Source organism: Kribbella sp. CWNU-51 (assembly GCF_054073265.1).
In genome coordinates, this window is sequence record NZ_JBSXMZ010000004.1 from 683,048 (window position 1) to 698,860 (window position 15,813).

14 protein-coding genes are annotated in these 15,813 nt (G+C 68.6%); 5 read left to right on the forward strand and 9 right to left on the reverse strand.

Translation table 11 applies throughout. The features are described from left to right. Nucleotide 1: 1 nt before the first annotated feature. From ACXC9Q_RS05300 to ACXC9Q_RS05315, 4 genes are all read right to left on the reverse strand, one after another. Entirely contained in the window at nt 2-1,597 is a 1,596-nt protein-coding gene (locus ACXC9Q_RS05300; RefSeq protein WP_457055332.1) for a phospholipase D family protein, read from the reverse strand. Between the two features lie 47 nt (nt 1,598-1,644). Beyond that, nucleotides 1,645-3,711, reverse strand: coding sequence for a phage holin family protein (locus ACXC9Q_RS05305; protein WP_457055333.1), 2,067 nt, complete (start codon nt 3,709-3,711; stop codon nt 1,645-1,647). A 13-nt stretch (nt 3,712-3,724) separates the two neighbouring features. Then, nucleotides 3,725-4,135: a DUF7144 family membrane protein gene (locus ACXC9Q_RS05310; protein ID WP_457055334.1), complete on the reverse strand. Its 411-nt coding sequence runs from the start codon at nt 4,133-4,135 to the stop codon at nt 3,725-3,727. A 105-nt stretch (nt 4,136-4,240) separates the two neighbouring features. After that, complete coding sequence (locus ACXC9Q_RS05315; RefSeq protein WP_457055335.1) at nt 4,241-4,759, reverse strand: hypothetical protein; 519 nt, start codon at nt 4,757-4,759, stop codon at nt 4,241-4,243. Nucleotides 4,760-4,945: 186 nt separating this feature from the next. On the opposite strand from ACXC9Q_RS05315, the gene ACXC9Q_RS05320 reads away from it, so the two are divergent. Both ACXC9Q_RS05320 and ACXC9Q_RS05325 read left to right on the forward strand, forming a co-directional pair. Beyond that, entirely contained in the window at nt 4,946-6,103 is a 1,158-nt protein-coding gene (locus ACXC9Q_RS05320) for an AI-2E family transporter (RefSeq protein WP_457055336.1), read from the forward strand. 9 nt (nt 6,104-6,112) lie between these two features. Beyond that, the gene (locus tag ACXC9Q_RS05325) at nt 6,113-6,727 is read left to right on the forward strand and encodes a hypothetical protein (protein ID WP_457055337.1); all 615 of its coding nucleotides are present in this window, start codon (nt 6,113-6,115) and stop codon (nt 6,725-6,727) included. 11 nt (nt 6,728-6,738) lie between these two features. Here ACXC9Q_RS05325 and ACXC9Q_RS05330 read toward each other — a convergent pair whose 3' ends face one another. Beyond that, on the reverse strand, nt 6,739-7,167 hold the full coding sequence (locus ACXC9Q_RS05330) for a DUF7144 family membrane protein (RefSeq protein ID WP_457055338.1): 429 nt from the start codon (nt 7,165-7,167) through the stop codon (nt 6,739-6,741). 149 nt (nt 7,168-7,316) lie between these two features. Here ACXC9Q_RS05330 and ACXC9Q_RS05335 point away from each other — a divergent pair, with 149 nt between their 5' ends. Then, nucleotides 7,317-9,026, forward strand: a complete 1,710-nt coding sequence (locus tag ACXC9Q_RS05335) for a SulP family inorganic anion transporter (RefSeq protein ID WP_457055339.1) — start codon at nt 7,317-7,319, stop codon at nt 9,024-9,026. Here ACXC9Q_RS05335 and ACXC9Q_RS05340 read toward each other — a convergent pair. The 4 genes from ACXC9Q_RS05340 to ACXC9Q_RS05355 are packed head-to-tail and all read right to left on the reverse strand — an operon-like array spanning nt 9,020 to nt 11,589. Continuing rightward, a complete protein-coding gene (locus tag ACXC9Q_RS05340; protein ID WP_457055340.1) occupies nt 9,020-9,478 on the reverse strand; it encodes a DUF6069 family protein in 459 nt (152 codons plus the stop codon). The two genes, ACXC9Q_RS05335 and ACXC9Q_RS05340, sit on opposite strands and share 7 nt — an antisense overlap. Beyond that, entirely contained in the window at nt 9,475-10,059 is a 585-nt protein-coding gene (locus tag ACXC9Q_RS05345; protein WP_457055341.1) for a phosphatase PAP2 family protein, read from the reverse strand. Before ACXC9Q_RS05345 ends, ACXC9Q_RS05340 begins: the two co-directional genes overlap by 4 nt. A gap of 13 nt (nt 10,060-10,072) precedes the next feature. Continuing rightward, entirely contained in the window at nt 10,073-10,291 is a 219-nt protein-coding gene (locus tag ACXC9Q_RS05350) for an amphi-Trp domain-containing protein (RefSeq protein WP_457055342.1), read from the reverse strand. Continuing rightward, nucleotides 10,291-11,589, reverse strand: coding sequence for a diacylglycerol/lipid kinase family protein (locus tag ACXC9Q_RS05355; protein ID WP_457055343.1), 1,299 nt, complete (start codon nt 11,587-11,589; stop codon nt 10,291-10,293). The genes ACXC9Q_RS05350 and ACXC9Q_RS05355 overlap by 1 nt, the downstream gene beginning before the upstream one ends. Nucleotides 11,590-11,821: 232 nt before the next feature. Here ACXC9Q_RS05355 and ACXC9Q_RS05360 point away from each other — a divergent pair, with 232 nt between their 5' ends. Together ACXC9Q_RS05360 and ACXC9Q_RS05365 are read left to right on the forward strand one after the other, a co-directional pair. Beyond that, nucleotides 11,822-14,176 carry an arylsulfatase gene (locus tag ACXC9Q_RS05360; protein WP_457055344.1) on the forward strand — a complete coding sequence of 785 codons (2,355 nt, stop codon included), beginning with the start codon at nt 11,822-11,824 and terminating at the stop codon, nt 14,174-14,176. 143 nt (nt 14,177-14,319) lie between these two features. Continuing rightward, entirely contained in the window at nt 14,320-15,807 is a 1,488-nt protein-coding gene (locus ACXC9Q_RS05365) for a DUF2252 domain-containing protein (RefSeq protein WP_457055345.1), read from the forward strand. Nucleotides 15,808-15,813: the final 6 nt, after the last annotated feature.

Consider the following 15,813-nt stretch of genomic DNA (forward strand, 5'->3'; position numbering starts at 1 on the left):
GTCAGAACTCCCCACGCCGGCGCATCCGGCGGGGCCGGCCGTCCGGGTCGTAGATCAGCCGATAGATCGGTTCCGCCCAGAGCGCTTGGAACCGGGACACTGGTTGTGGCTCGTGCGGGCGGATCTGTCCGGGTGGCCGGATGCCGGTGCGGCCACCGGCGTGCCAGGCTTCCAGGTCCGCGGCGGTTCGCTGCCACAGGTCGAAGCCCGCCCGCAGGTCGAGGCGCGCCAGGTTGCGGCGCGGCAGGCCGAGATGCTCCGACCACACCTCCAGCCGCAGCTCTCGCGCGAGCCGGCGGGTGCCCTCGGTCACGAACTCCCCGACCTCGGGAGTCGGGTCGAGGACCGCGCAGGTGAGTTCGCTGTCACAGGTCCAGGAGCGGCGGTTGAAGTTGTCCGAGCCGCAGGTGAACCACACGTCGTCGACGATGCAGATCTTCGCGTGCACGTAGATGGGTGAGCCGGCGGCGTTCTCCAGGTTGTAGATCCCGACGCGCTCGGGCGCGGTTCGCCGCAGCATCCGCACAGCGCGCAGCTGACCGAAGCGAGCGGGCGGTCCACTCACCGCACCGTCGGCGTCCGGGTATCGCGGCACGACGACGATCACGCGGAGCTCGGGTGACCGCTCGAGGGCATCGTGGATGCCCTGCGCGATCAGCTCGGACCACAGGTACTGGTCCTCCAGATAGATCAGGCTCCGGGCGTTGCCGAACGCCTTGCCGTACGCACGGGCGATGCTCCGCTCCCCCTCGGGGGCGAACGGAAAGCCGGGACGCTTGTGGGCATACGTTCGCAGCACCTGTACGGCGTGCGGCCCGGCCCGCGGCGGATCCGGGAACTCCTCCGGCAGCGGCTTCGGATGGCGCGGCATCCGGGCGAGCCGATGCCTGACCATCCGGTACGGCGTCCGCCGGTCCAGCGGGTGGCCGTCGTCCCAGCGCTCGATGAAGGTGCGGAGCAGATCGCCGACGACCGGTCCGCGGATCTCCAGCGACGCATCGTGCCAGGGTGTGCGGTCGCCGTACCTGCGATCCATCGGTGCCTGTTGCGGGTCCCCCAGGTGCTCGCCGTCGTCCCGGCGCTGATGGGACAGGTCGATGCCGCCGACGAACGCGAGATCCAGTTCCCGTCGCCCCTTGTGCTGGATGACGACCAGCTTCTGGTGGTGCGACGACATCCACCGGACGCGCTGGTCGAGCAGCACCTCGGCGCCGGCCTCGTTGAGCTTCGTTCCCAACCGCCGGTTCTCCGCTGCGTTGAACTGCAGGTAATCCGAATGCGATCGCCACAACAGCCCTCTGACCTCGACTCCCGATCGGGCCAGGTCGGCCAGGACAGTCCCGATCGCCGGGCCGTCGGGCAGCAACTTCTCGTCCGCGTCGCCACGCCAGTCGGTGAAATACACCCGGTCGCCGGGCTGCAGCGCGCAGAGCTCCTCGTACAGCCGGCGGAAGTAGGTCGCGCCGTGGATCAGCGGCCGGACCAGGTTGCCCTCGACCCAGGATCCGTCCACGTCGCCGACCCGGTCGATGTCCGTGCCGGGATTACCGCGCTCGCCCGGGCGGAGGAACCACTTACCGGCAGTCTGGTCGATCATCGTGACACCCCTCGGTCGAGTGTTGCCCGCCTGCCGCTCAGGTTTGCTCATCCTCTGTGGGTGAGTCTCCGTCGGTCCGGCGGTGATAGCTGGGTCGCGCCGTCGCGAGAGATCCCGCCGCGTTGCCCGAGCTGTTCGAGATAGCCGACGAGCACGCGGTGCAGCTCGTCCGCGCCGCGGATCGGCTGATCCGGGATCACCAGGTCGGGCGGGGCGAGGAGTAGCGCCCGTCCCTGCCATCCGCCGATTCCACCGTGACAGCCCACCAGACCCTCGAACGCGGAAACCTCGCCGGTGTCCTGGTCGACCGAGCTGTTCACGTACAGATCAGGTGCCTCGGGCATCGACACCGCTCTCAGCAGGTCGGCCGGGATCAGCGGCCCGAACGGCGCCAGCGGGTCGTCCCCCGTCACCTTCGAGTCGGACAGCCGGTGGAGACCCGAAGGCCCGACCACCAGCGGCCCGTGCTCCGTGCTCAGCACCGCGACGAAGCTGATCCCCTCATGGTTCACCAGCCCCGGGATGAGGGCCGGCCAGCGACCGTTGATGTCCTCCATCGTCAGCCGGCGTTCCTCGGCGGCGTAGACCAGACCGAGGTTTCCCGACCCGAGGACGACCAGGTCCGAGGCGGCGGTGACCGTGGGCGGCGCGGAGCGGCGCTGGACCCGGAGTGCCGCGCCATGGGCGGCCCGCCCCCGGCTCGAGTCACTTCCGGACAGATCGGCCAGGAGTCCGTTCAGGCGACCCCATCCCTCGACCGGCTGCTCGACGGCTTCGACCTGTGCAGCCGTCAGCTGTGCGCAGACAGCGGCGAGGTCGACTCCGTACCGGTCGGCGAAGATCGCTCCCTGGGACTGCCCGTGGTCCGACAGGATGACCAGCCGGTAGGGCCGAGGCGCTGCCGCGGCGACCTCCTCCAAGCACGCCAGCACGTGATCGAGCCGATCGAGCGCGGCCAGCGACTCCGGCCGCAAGCAGCCGGCGTGATGAGCCACCTCGTCGTAGTCGACATAGTCGACATACACAGACCGCGTGCCACGAATCATCTCCTCGGCCACCAGCGCGGTGTTGAGGTCCCGCAGTACGACGTTCGTCACAGCCCGCATGCCGGCGAACAGCCAGCCACGGTGTCCCCGTGGACGAACGTCGCGGCGGCGCTGGCGCCGGGCCTCGAACCGCTCCCGGGCGATCTCCGCGACCGCCCCGAACAGGCTGCCCGCGAACCCGTCCGGCCGGGCGAGATACCAGGCGACGCGGCGACGCGTGTCTGCGGAACCCCGCTTGAGCTCGATCTTGCTCATCGTCAGCACGGACCGCTCGGCGTCACCGCTGAAAAGGTTGGAGATACTCACACCGCCGTCGGCCAGCAGACCGCGGCCGTCCGAGGCACGGCGCTCGATCTCGGCGGCATCGGCGGCGCGATTGGCCACGAGCACCCGCCCGAGAGCCCGGTCGTACCAGCGGAACGCGGGGACGCCGTCGATACGACCGTGCAGGATCCCCAACTGGCTGGCCGGCGTGGTGGGCGGCAGCACCGGCGTCCATTCCACCAGCCGATATCCGCCGTCGCGGATCCAGCGCCCCGCGGTGGGCAGGGTGGCGGCCTGGAGTTGCCAGCGCAGAACCGGGAAGGGCACGCCGTCGAGCTGAACGAAGATGACGCCGGGAACCTCAGGATCGTCGACCGGTGTGCGCCGCCGCCTGGTCCGGCGGACGAGGGCCGCGGTGAAGGCTTCCGGCGTACCGGAGGTGCAGAGCCACGCCACGATCGTCGTCGCGGCCGCCACGATCCAGGCGGCGGCGAGCACGACCCAGAACGAGTCCGCCTCGACGCCCGGGATCAGCGTGAGCGCCACCGCGAGGATCACGGCCTGCCCGAGAAATGCCAGCAGAAGCACCGCGAGCCAGCCGATCGCCGCACTCGCGGCGACGAGGACCGGGCGCACCAGCGCACCGACCAGCAAGGCCGCCGCGGCCGTGGCGAGCAACTGCTGGAACGACGAGAACCGCAGGCCGGGCAGCACGGCGGCCGCTAAGGCCAGCGCCAGCGCCGAGGTGACATAGGTGGCAACGATCCGGCCGAGATCGCCAGTCCGGACCAGCGGGGTGGCCACGGGTGCCCGGCCGTCAGGACCGCAGTGCGCGCGGACGCGTCAGCGCCCAGATCACCCACGCGTCGAGTGCGATCAGCAGCAGCGCCCAGAACGGCTGATAGGGAATGAAGAAGAAGTTGTCGATCGCACTCAGCACCACCAGGAACAGGGCGATCACACCTGCCCACACCGCTCGGGAGAACAGACCGATGCCGGTGACGATGAGCGCCAGGCCGAGGACCAGGTGGATCCAGCCCCAGGAGGTGATGTCCAGATGGAAGGCGTAGCCCCGGACGACCCCGAAGTACTCGTCGTTCAGGATCGCGGCGAGGCCGGCGATCACATGGAAGGCGCCGATCAGCAGCATCATCGTGGCGGCGAAGGCGACTCCGCTCATCGCCCAGCCCGACTCTGCCTGCGGCTCGACAGCGCGGTTGCCGGTCATCTGTGTCCACCCCTCCTGCTCGGTCTCGACGGATGTCGAGTGCGCGTCGACAGTAGGACCGCACCGACGGCCGCCGCGTCACCCTTGGCGGACGACGCGCCGGCCTCAATGAGTCAAGGCGGCCTTCAGCAGGACGATCACCAGGCCCAGGAAGAGGTTGATGACGCCCGCGGCCACCAGGCGGCCCCTGGTGGCGCCAGCTTTGGCAGCGACGTACAGCGCCCATCCCAACTGGGATCCGACCGCCACCGCCAGCGCCAGCCACGCGGCGCCGGCGTCCGACAACCCGAGGAGCACACCGATGCCGACCGCTGCCGCGGGAGGTACGGCGGCCTGCACAATCGGCCACTCCCGCCTGGCACAGACGCGGAACTCCGTCAGGGACATGAGGGCTCGGGATGATTTCTCTCCGACCAGGTGGGCATACACGTGGGCCAGCCAGAACACCACGCCGGTCGCCAGCAGCAGCGCGATCAACTGGCCAGGGTTCGGAGGCTGATGCCCGGGGCCTGTGCCGGCCACCACTGACGCCGCCAGCAGAGACCCGTAGATCGCCCCCGCGTAGTCGGACGGGGAACGCTCCTGGCGCGCGGTGGCCGAGTCCGCCGTCGGCCCGTCACCCATGCGGCCTCCTTCACCGTGTCGCTCAGGTCAGTGCCATGGGATCAGGAGCAGCGTCCCGCAGCGAGGTACGCCACCACCTCACCCTGATCGGATGACGCGAAGGATCATCCGGGGTGGGTGATGCTGCCCGCAACGATCTGAGCGATCTTCGAAGCCCGGGTGGGTCGGGAGAGAGAGGTTGCGACGATGTCCGCAGGCTCCACGGAGTCCCCCGACGACCGGGTTCCGGCCGCCGAGTCGACTGCTGCCCCCTCGGCGCTTCCGCGCGGGGTCGTCGTCCTCCTCGGCACCGGAGCCGCAGTCGTGACGGCCGCTGGACTGCGCGGCTTCGCGGGCATCGTCGGACCCGTCTTCCTCGCGCTCATACTGACGATCGCTGTCACTCCACTGCGCCGGCTGCTGGTCAGGCGAGGAGTCAAGGGGTGGCTTGCCGCTCTGATCGCACTCGTGGTCGTGAACGCCTTCCTGCTGGGAGTGGCAGCCGCGCTGGCCTTCTCCGTCGCCAAGCTGGCGACGCTCCTGCCGACGTACGAGGAAAAGTTCGCCGCGATGGTCGACGATGTCCACGGCTGGCTGGCAGACCGTGGAATCGGCGACGAGCAACTCCAGGCCGCCCTGCGGAAGATCGACCTCGGGGCCCTCTTCGACGTCCTGCAAGGCTGGCTGACCGGACTCCTCGGGGTCGTCTCGAACCTGGGGTTCATCGTCATCGTCTTGTTCTTCATGGGCATCGACGCCACCCACTTCACAGACCGCCTGAGCGAGGCGACACGGGTCAGGCCGGACGTCACCGGCGCCCTGATCGGCTTCGCGCGCGGTACGACGCGCTACCTGATCGTCTCCACCGTCTTCGGGCTGGTCGTCGCCGTGTTCGATGTCGGAGTCCTCTACCTGCTCGACATCCCGCTGCCCTGGCTGTGGGGGCTGCTCGCCTTCATCACCAACTACATCCCGAACGTCGGGTTCTTCATCGGAGTGATCCCGCCCGCGCTGCTCGCGCTGCTCGACCAGGGCTGGGAGACCTTTCTGTGGGTGATCGTGGCGTACAGCGTCATCAACTTCATCATCCAGTCGATCATCCAGCCGAAGGTGGTCGGCGACTCGGTCGGTCTGTCCACGACGCTCACCTTCCTCTCCCTGGTCTTCTGGGCCTGGATCCTCGGACCGCTGGGCGCCATCCTGGCCGTCCCGCTGACGCTCCTGGTCAAGGCCCTGCTCCTGGACGCGGACCCCTCCACTCGCTGGCTCAGCGGCCTGATCTCCGGTGCCCCGAAGGACACGCCGACCGCGGAACGGGCCGACCTACCGTCTGCCGAAGTCGCCGTGGCCGAGCAAGCCGGATAGGGGATCGCCATGTGGCGCTCAGTGTTGCTGCGCGAGTTCCCGGACCACAACATCCGGTCCCTCGAGGGTCTGCCGGGCAGCTTGTCGCCGAGTTCGCTGGCGCTGAGTCCGTCCCAGGGCACCGTACTGATCGCACCGGGCCGCAGTCTCCACTACGTCCTCGACACTCCCCTGGTGGAGGTGATCGGGGTCAGCTGCCAGTTGCGGATCAAACACCCTGGCCGGACCGTGAGCTCGTCGCTGCGGATCATTCGCCTCGGGGACGACTTCGACCTCAGCCTCGAACCACTGACCACCCGCCAGGCCTTGGTCCGGGTCCGGCTGCACCGCGTCTGGCACGACATCGGCCAGCTCCCGAACCCCAGCACGCACTTCGCGGAACTGAGATTCGACTGGCACACCAGCGGCAAGACCTACCTTCGCGTGGACGGGCGACTCGTCGGCTATCACGACGCGCTGAGCCGGGGTTCCCGGCTCACGATCGATGACGTGGCGTTCGGCTCCCCCGAGTCGGTCCCCACCGCGACCGATCCGCACTATCAGCTGGGCGAGTTCTTCGTCCGCGCCCTCAGCCGCCGCACGCACTGGGGACGGCGGCCCGCGACGGCTGCGCGCAGACCCTGACGCCGACCGGGTCAGACCCGGCTTTCTCGCGCCTTTGTCACGGACCAGATGACCCACACGCAGAGCGCGATCACCACGATCGACCAGACCGGCTGGTAGGGAATGAAGAAGAAGTAGTCGAGGGCGGTCAGCCCGGCGAAGATGATCGCGACCAACCCTGCCCAGCTCTTGTTCGCGAAGAGCGCGATCCCGACCACGACGAGTGCAATGCCCAGCACCAGGTGGATCCACCCCCACCCGGTGACGGAGAGGTGGAACGCGTAGCGCCGGTTGTTGACTATGTAGTCATCGCCGAGAATCGCGGCGAGCCCCGCCACGATCGAGAACGAACCGATCATCGCCGTCAAGGTCGCGGCGAACGCGACGCCGCCCACCGCTCCGCTCGAGACATCCTGCTCCACTTCCAGGTCGTCCATCGGACCGTATTCGCCGTGTGTCATGGTGCCACCCCTTCTGGTCATTCGCCCCCACGGTGATGACGATGCCCGCCGATCCCCCGCACCGCATCGTCCATCCAGGGTGAGATGCCGCCGCCGCTCAGCCCCTAGGCTCGCAGCCATCAGACCCTCGATCGCGGAGGGAGACGCGCGTGGCCGGTCACCGCGTGAGCGCGCGCCCGCTGCTGCGGTGGCTGCGATCGATCCGTCCCGAGCGACGGAACCTGCGCGCGGACGTGATCGCCGGTCTGCCGGGCGCGATCAGCAGCGTTCCCAACGGGATGGCGTCCGCGGCACTCATCGGCGTGAACCCGATCCATGGCCTCTACGCGAGCTTCGCCGCTCCGGTCGCGGGCGGATTCGCGACGAGTAGCCAACTGATGGTGATCACCACGACCACGGCCGGGGCCCTGGCCGCCGGATCGGCCCTGGAAGGCGTGGACCCCGCGGACCGGCCGCAAGCCCTGCTGCTGTTGACGATCATCGCCGGCCTGGTGATGATCCTGGCGGGCATCGCCCGGTTGGGGCGCTATACCCGCTTCGTGTCACACTCGGTGATGACCGGCTTCCTCACCGGGATCTCGGTCAACATCATCCTCAGTCAGCTGCCCAGCCTCGCCGGCGCGAACGCCACGGGCGACGTCGCGCTCACGAAGGCCATGGACGTCTTCCACCCCGGGCAGATCGACCTCCCATCGCTGCTCGCGGGCCTCGCCGCGCTCGCGATCCTCGTCGGCCTGTCCCGCACCCCGCTGGCGAGGGTGAGCGCGTTGGTGGCGCTCGCCGTGCCAACCGCCGGCCTGGCCCTCGCCGGCGCCGACCAGGTGACCCTCGTGAAGGACACCGGACAGATTCCTCGCGGCATTCCGCTGCCGCAGCTGCCCGACCTCGGCCAGCTGTCCTTCTCCTTGATCACCGGCGCACTGGCGGTCGCGGCCATCGTCCTCGTGCAGGGCAGTGGTGTCGCCGACGCCGCTCCGAACCGGGACGGAACCGCCTCGGACCCGAACCGGGACTTCATTGCCCAGGGCATCGGCAATGCCGCGGCCGGCTTCTTCCGCGGCCTGCCGGTCGGCGGTTCGGTGGGCCAGACCTCCCTGAACCAGACGGTCGGCGGCCGCACCAGGTGGGCGGCGATCTGTTCAGGCCTGTGGATGATCGCGATCCTCGCAGCCTTCTCCCAGGTGATCGGGCTTGTCGCCATGCCGACACTGGCGGCCGTGCTCATCTATGCGGCGGCCAAGTCGCTGCGGCCGCGCGAGTTGGTGTCGATCCTGCGCACCGGCCCGACGTCGCAGATCGCGGTCGTCACGACCTTCTGCGCAACGCTGTTCCTGCCGATCGCCGCCGCGGTCGGCATCGGCGTGTCCCTCTCGCTGCTGCTGCAGCTCAACCAGGAGGCGTCGGACCTCAAGGTCGTCCAACTGTCGCCGATCGGCGACGGCCGGTGGAGCGAACACCCGGCTCCCCCGAAGCTGCCCAGCTATCGGGCGACTGTCCTCGACGTGTACGGGAGCCTGCTGTACGCCGGCTCGCGCACTCTCCAGGCCAAATTGCCCGACCCGGCCGGCGCCGAGGCACCAACCGTCGTACTGCGGATGCGCGGCCGGACAGCCGTTGGGGCGACGTTCGTCAAGGTCGTGGACGACTACGCCACCGCCCTCGACGCCGTCGGCGGCCGGTTGTATCTCAGCGGGGTCGACCACGCTGTCGCCGACCTGCTGCATCGTACCGACCGCCAGGGGGTGGCCCCGGTCGGCGTCTTCGAGGCCACCGAAGTGGTCGGGGAATCGACGACGCAAGCCCTGCGGGAGGCCGAGGCCTGGGCAGTGCGGCGTCGACCGCCGAGCTCCGGTCAGTAAGTGGTACGGCGGTCCCGCATGGCCGACCGCGCTGCTCCGGTCAGCAGGGTGCCGATGGCGATCCCGACGATGAGGTTGATCAGTCCCGTCGCAACCTTCGATGCCGTCGTGCCGTTGGCGACGAACGGGAGGAGTGCCGCGGCGATCGTGGCCAGCCCGATGATCCAGCTGAAGAACTGCAGGGGCCGGGGCGTGGAGATCAGCAACAGATGCAGCAGGCCGGTGGCCACCAGCGCCGCGGCAGCGCAGTACAACGCGTACCTCAGCGTGTCCGCGTCTCCCCAGGTGCCCTCGCCTTCGGGTGCCAGGATGGGTACGTCGAAGACGCCGCGCGCGAGCAGGATGCCGACCACCGCGATCAGTGCGGCGACGACGGCCGTGGCCGCGCCTCCCGCCCAGAGCCGGCCGGCGGCGATCGCGTTCGCACCGCCGTGCGTGGGTTGAACTGTCATGACGTGTGCTCCTTGTCTTCGGCTGGCTTCGGTGGGTCGCCGCGGAGCGCCAGCCGTCCGGCCAGGCGTCCGAACAGCGCCCCGACAGTCGCGCCGACCAGAACGTCACTCGGGTAATGCACGCCCGTGTACACCCGGGAGAACGCGACGACCGCCGCCGCCCCGCGCAGTGCCGGCCGAAGCGCGGGTACAACGTCCCCGACGGCGACGGCGAAGGCCGCCGCGGACGCGGAGTGTCCGGACGGAAACGATCCCGACGAGGGCATGCGCACCCAGCGCTGCACGGGGACGCCGAGGCCGACCCGGTCGGGCCGGTGGCGTTCACCGACCATCTTCTTGAGCGGCTGGTTCACCAGGAACGACGCCGCCCCGATCGCCCCGAGCCCCGCGACCGCGGCCCGCCGGCCTTGCGGGCCGCCGAACAGCGCAAGGGCGCCGGCCGCCAGGAACCATGGCTTGGAGAAGTTGGCGAAGTCGGACACCCGTCGTAGCGGCTCGTCCAGGACGGGCGTGGGCAGTTCTGCCACCGACCGGTACAGCGCGCGGTCGTAGGCAGAGAGCCGGTGCGATGAGCCGATCACGCAACTGTTTCCGTCACCATGTGAGCTCGACCTCGAGCTCGCTCCCGTCGTCCCCGAGCTCGAACTCGAGCTTCAGGAACACCTCGTCCGGAACATGCACCCTGACTCGCAGGCCGCCTCGGTCGAACTGGACATCGTTCTCCTTGGTGAGGCTGTCGGCAAGAGCGCGCAATCGGGCCGCGGCGGCCTCCCGGCTCATCGGCTCCTTCTCGTGGATCTCGATCAGATCCATTACGGTCTCCCAGGGGTTGAGCTTGCCGAGTGCCGGTCGCGGCCGAGAGCGATGCGCACCAGCGCGGCCAGGCCGTCGCGGAGGCCCTCGGGAAGCATCGCCGACGGCGATGCGCCCGGGTGCTGGGGCGCGATACGGACCCGGAGAACTCCGGGCCGGATCTGAAAGCGCAGCGGCGCGTCGAAGATGAGCGCCTCGCCGTCGACGCCGGCCGGCAGGGGCCGATCGGCATCGACCTGGAAGGACGCAGCCGTCCACTCGCGCATAGGACGCTCAAGGCGGCGTTGAGCTTCGTCCGCCGGCGCGCCCATGACGGTGATGCCGAGCAGACCGTCGTCGATGCTCGGACGGGTGCCGGAACCGACCGCACGACCGAGCCGGTAGCGGTTGTTGGAGATGAGCACGGCGGCTCCCCCGCGGTGTTCCTGCCCTTCCGGCCCCGCCCAGCGCATATCGAGGTCGCTGCCCCCGGCGCCGAGGGCGTCGGGCACGGTGTCGAGCAGAGTCCGGATCTTCGCCGCGCGGTAGCCGGTGCGCTGGACGGCTTCGGCGTACACGCCGAGCGACACGTTGTTGACGAACACCCGCCCGTTGACCTCGGCGAGATCCACCAAGCGCTCGCCGCCGTTGACGAAAGCGTCCAGCGCACCGACCACATCGTCACGGTCGACTCCGAGGTCGAGCGCGAAGTGGTTGCGGGTGCCGGCCGGCACGCAGGCGTAGGGCAGCGAGAGTTCGGCGGCGACCGCGGCGACGACCGCCTGCGAGCCGTCCCCGCCGGCCATCGCGAGTCCGTCGGCGCCCCGCGCGACCGCGCCGCGGACCAGGGTCTCGAGATCGTCCCCGCGCTTCAGCTCGATCGGCTCGATCCCGCGGTCGCGCGCTTCCTTGGCGACCGCGAAGCGTTCTGCCTTCCCGCCACCGGATTTCGGGTTGTAGAACAGCACCGGATGCTGCGGGGCCGGCGCGGACGGGAGATCCACGTGGGAGGTGAAGCTGGCACGGGTGGCTGCCAGGGTGACCAGCAGTCCCACGAGGAGCAGAAGGTCGCGGCCGAAGTCCCCACCCAGGACAATGACGAGCAGCGCACCGACAAGCGCCAGACCGGCCACGAGCAACCCGGCCGTACGCGCGATCCCTCGCCGCAGTACGCCGTAACAAGCCGCTACGACCGCGATCACCACGCACGCCAGGAAGATGAGGCCGCGCGGAAACTCATTCACGGCGTTCACGACACCGAACACCAGCGTCGCCGCCCCCACCACCAACGCGACCACCGCCGCAATCCGCCGCCTCACGATTTCCACCCCATCGGCCAGCCCTCAGAATCTCCGCTTCAGCGCCGAGCCTCGACACCACGGCCATCCTGTCCGGCTCCCACCCTCGAGGCATCCCACAGCCCGGATGATCTACCCGCCCGTTGTCACGGGGGCATACCGGTTCATCCGCGGCGGGTGGCGACTCGGATTCCGGGGCGACCGAGGCTGACAGGAGGTCAACTGCTGTCAGTACCAGCAAGGAGTGAATGTTATGCCTGTGCCGTTCCGAGGAACGATCAATGTCGATATCCGCGACTCCGTACCGGATTGGATGCCGTTCGAGCCGGCCAAGGCCCCCTCGGGTGCGCCGAACGTCGTGTACATCGTCCTGGACGACGTCGGGTTCTCGGCCATGAGTTGCTACGGCGGCCCGATCGAGACCCCCAACATCGACGCGATCGCTCAGCGCGGGGTGCGCTTCACCCAGTGGCACACGACGGCGCTGTGCTCGCCGACCCGGTCGTGTCTGCTCACCGGCCGTAACCACACGCGCAACAGCATGGCCTGCATCACCGAGGCGGCGATCGGGTTCCCGAACGCGAGCGGCACGATCCCACCGGAGAACGGGATGCTGTCGGAGATCCTCGGCGAGCGCGGCTGGAACACGTACATGGTGGGCAAATGGCACCTGTGCCCCACCGACGAGATGAACCTCGCGGCGACGCGCCGGAACTGGCCGAGCGGCCGCGGCTTCGAACGCTGGTACGGGTTCCTCGGGGCCGAGACGAACCAGTGGTACCCCGACCTGGTCTACGACAACCACCCGGTCGATCAGCCGCGCTCGCCCGCGGAGGGCTACCACCTGACCGTCGACCTCACCGACAAGGCGATCGAGTTCATCAAGGACACCAAGGCGATCGCTCCGGAGAAACCCTTCTTCCTGTACTACGCACCCGGCGCCGCCCACGCACCCCACCACGCGCCCAAGGAATGGATCGACAAGTTCGCCGGCCGCTTCGACCAGGGCTACGAGGCCATGCGGGAAGAGACCCTCGCGCGCCAGAAGGAACTCGGTCTGGTGCCGGCCGACACCGAACTGCCGCCGGTGAATCCGATCGGCACCCCCGAGTCGCGCAGCGGCCCGGATCACCAGCCGTTCCCGGCGCTGGACTACACCCGCCCGTGGGACACGCTGAACGCCGACGAGCGGCGCCTCTTCGCCCGGATGGCCGAGGTGTACGCCGGATTCCTCGCGCACGCCGACCACCACATCGGCCGGCTGCTCGCGTACCTGGAGCAGACCGAGCAGCTGGAGAACACCCTCGTCGTGGTCGTGTCCGACAACGGTGCGAGCGGCGAAGGCGGCCCGAACGGCTCGGTCAACGAGATGAAGTTCGCCAACGGGATCGAGGACGACCTGGCGGAGAACCTCGCCAAGCTGGACGACCTGGGTGGCACGAAGACCTACAACCACTACCCCAACGGCTGGGCGATGGCGTTCAACACGCCGTACAAGATGTGGAAGCGCTACGAGTTCAGTGGCGGCACCTCGGATCCCTGCATCATCTCCTGGCCGAAGGGCGCGCGGGCACGCGGCGAGCTCCGCCATCAGTACCACCACGCCATCGACATCGTTCCGACGATTCTCGACGTACTCGGCGTCGACGCGCCGGAGACGATCAAGGGACACACCCAGAGCGCCTTCGACGGGATGAGCATGCGCGGCAGTGTCGACGACGCATCCGCCGAGTCCGGACGACGGACCCAGTTCTACTCGATGCTGGGATCCCGCGCGATCTACCACGAAGGCTGGAAGGCGGTCACCACCCACCCGACCATCGCCGGCTGGGGCAACTTCAACGCCGACGAGTGGGAGCTCTATCACGTCGAGACCGACCGGTCGGAGACCAGGAACCTCGCCGCGGACCAGCCGGACAAACTGCGCGAGCTGGTGAACATCTGGTTCTCCGAGGCCGGCGCGAACAACGCCTTCCCGCTCGACGACCGCTCCGCGGTGGAGATCCTCACCACCCCCCGGCCCCAGCTGACCGCCGCGAAGGACCGCTATGTGTACTACCCCGACACTGCCCCGGTCTCGGAGTGGCAGGCGGTCAACACCCGCAACCGCTCCTTCACGATCGGCGCGCTGGTCGACATCCCCGCACCGGGAGCCGAAGGTGTGCTCTTCGCGATGGGCGCCAGGTTCGGTGGCCACGCGCTGTACGTGAAGGACAACCGGCTGCACTACGTGAACAGTTTCGTCGGCGCGATCGAGCAGCAGATCGTCGGGACGAAGGACATCCCGACGGGCGAGAACCTGATCTTGTCGGCGTCCTTCGAGAAGCAAGGGATGGACCCTGACGCCGCCACCGGAACACTCTCGCTGTACCACGGAGACGAGAAGGTCGGCGAGGGACACATCAAGACCCAACTCGGGGCCTTCGCCATCGCCGGTTCAGGCCTGTACGTCGGCCGGCACAGCGGAGAGCCGGTCACCGACGACTACCCCGGTGCACCGCCGCACACATTCACCGGCGGCACGATCAACCGGGTCGCTGTCGACGTCAGCGGCGATCCGTACCTGGACCTCGAACGCGAAGCCGCTCTGATGCTGATGCGCGAGTAGGACCTCCCCGGACGAGTTCACCGTGGCCCGGCCCGCCGGGCCACGGTGTCGTTCCGGCAGGCGGAGCCTGATCGTCCCTCAGGGGTGATGCGGCGACCAGAGTCCTGCTGAATCGTCGGCAACGGAGAGAAAGGCGGCCGATCATGGCGACGAAGGTTGAACATCCGACTCTGGACGAGCGGTATGCGCGCGGACTAGAGGCTCGCACCCGAGCGATGCCGGACAGTCACACAGGGTGGGTGCCCGCCGCGGACCGGCCGGACCCGGTGGCGCTCATCGAGGAACAGAACGCCCGGCGCGACGCCGATCTGGTCCCGGTACGGCACGGCCGGATGGTGGCCTCGCCGTTCACGTTCTACCGCGGTGCCGCCAAGATCATGTCGGTCGACCTTGCCGAGACACCCACTTCCGGTCTCCAGGTCCAACTGTGTGGAGATGCCCACCTGTCGAACTTCGGCGTCTTCGCCTCGCCGGAGCGAAACCTGGTGTTCGACATCAACGACTTCGACGAGACCCTTCCGGGGCCGTTCGAGTACGACGTCAAACGGCTGGCCGCGAGCCTCATGGTGGCGGCACAGAACAACGGCTTCTCGGACTCGGACGCTCGGGCGATCACGAAGGCCGGTGTCACCTCCTACCGGGAGGCGATGGCCGAGTTCGCCGCCATGAAGACTCTCGACGTGTGGTACGCCCACATCTCCGAGGACCAGATCAACCAGTCGGTGAACGCCTTGCTGGCCAAAGCCGACAGCAAGGGCAAGGAGTCCAAGAAGGGCAAGCACAAGAGCACCGGCGACAGTACGAGCGGGATGACGCCGAAGGAGCGGAAAGAGGCCTACAAGCGCTTCGAGAAGAACGCGCAGAAGGCCCACTCCCGCAACAGCGATCAGGCGCTGTCCAAGCTCGGTGAAGAGGTCGACGGCCGCTACCGCATCACCAGTGTCCCGCCAGTGATCGTCCCCGTGCGCGACCTCCACACGACGTACGGCGTAGATCCCGGGGATCTCGAGAAGGTCGTCATCGACCTGTTCCGGGACTACCGTTCCACGCTTCGGCCCGACGTCCGGCAGCTGCTGGAGCGCTTCGAGATCATCGACTGGGCCCGGAAGGTCGTCGGCGTCGGCAGCGTCGGAACGCGAGCGTTCATCGTCCTGCTGCAGGGTCGTGACCGCGGCGATCCGCTGTTCCTCCAGGTCAAGGAAGCCACCAGGTCGGTTCTCGAAGGACCGTTGGCCAAGAGCAGGTTCAGGCAGGCGGGCGAGCGAGTGGTCCAGGGCCAGCGACTGATGCAGGCCAGCAGTGACATCTTCCTGGGCTGGTCCAAAGGGGTTCAGGCCGACCGCTACTTCTACTGGCGCCAACTGCGCGACATGAAGGGCTCAGCGCTCGTGGAGCTGATGGCGCCCGCGACGCTGGACTTCTACGCCCGCACGTGCGGATGGACCCTGGCCCGTGCACACGCACGATCGGGTGACGCGGTGTCCATCGCTGCCTACCTCGGCGACAACGATGCCTTCGACAAGTCGATCACCGACTTCTCCGAACGCTACGCAGCCCAGAACGACCAGGACTTCGCAGACTTCACCAAAGCCATCAGCTCGAACCGAATCGAGGCCATCCAGAACGTCTGACCACCG

What these genes read in the sequence shown, in the direction of transcription:
- ACXC9Q_RS05365 (WP_457055345.1), top strand. Translation starts at nt 14,320, where the DNA reads ATGGCGACGAAGGTTGAACATCCGACTCTGGACGAGCGGTATGCGCGC.
- ACXC9Q_RS05350 (WP_457055342.1), bottom strand. Translation starts at nt 10,291, where the DNA reads ATGGATCTGATCGAGATCCACGAGAAGGAGCCGATGAGCCGGGAGGCC.
- ACXC9Q_RS05315 (WP_457055335.1), bottom strand. Translation starts at nt 4,759, where the DNA reads ATGGGTGACGGGCCGACGGCGGACTCGGCCACCGCGCGCCAGGAGCGT.
- ACXC9Q_RS05340 (WP_457055340.1), bottom strand. Translation starts at nt 9,478, where the DNA reads ATGACAGTTCAACCCACGCACGGCGGTGCGAACGCGATCGCCGCCGGC.
- ACXC9Q_RS05320 (WP_457055336.1), top strand. Translation starts at nt 4,946, where the DNA reads ATGTCCGCAGGCTCCACGGAGTCCCCCGACGACCGGGTTCCGGCCGCC.
- ACXC9Q_RS05325 (WP_457055337.1), top strand. Translation starts at nt 6,113, where the DNA reads ATGTGGCGCTCAGTGTTGCTGCGCGAGTTCCCGGACCACAACATCCGG.
- ACXC9Q_RS05310 (WP_457055334.1), bottom strand. Translation starts at nt 4,135, where the DNA reads ATGACCGGCAACCGCGCTGTCGAGCCGCAGGCAGAGTCGGGCTGGGCG.
- ACXC9Q_RS05330 (WP_457055338.1), bottom strand. Translation starts at nt 7,167, where the DNA reads ATGACACACGGCGAATACGGTCCGATGGACGACCTGGAAGTGGAGCAG.
- ACXC9Q_RS05300 (WP_457055332.1), bottom strand. Translation starts at nt 1,597, where the DNA reads ATGATCGACCAGACTGCCGGTAAGTGGTTCCTCCGCCCGGGCGAGCGC.
- ACXC9Q_RS05360 (WP_457055344.1), top strand. Translation starts at nt 11,822, where the DNA reads ATGCCTGTGCCGTTCCGAGGAACGATCAATGTCGATATCCGCGACTCC.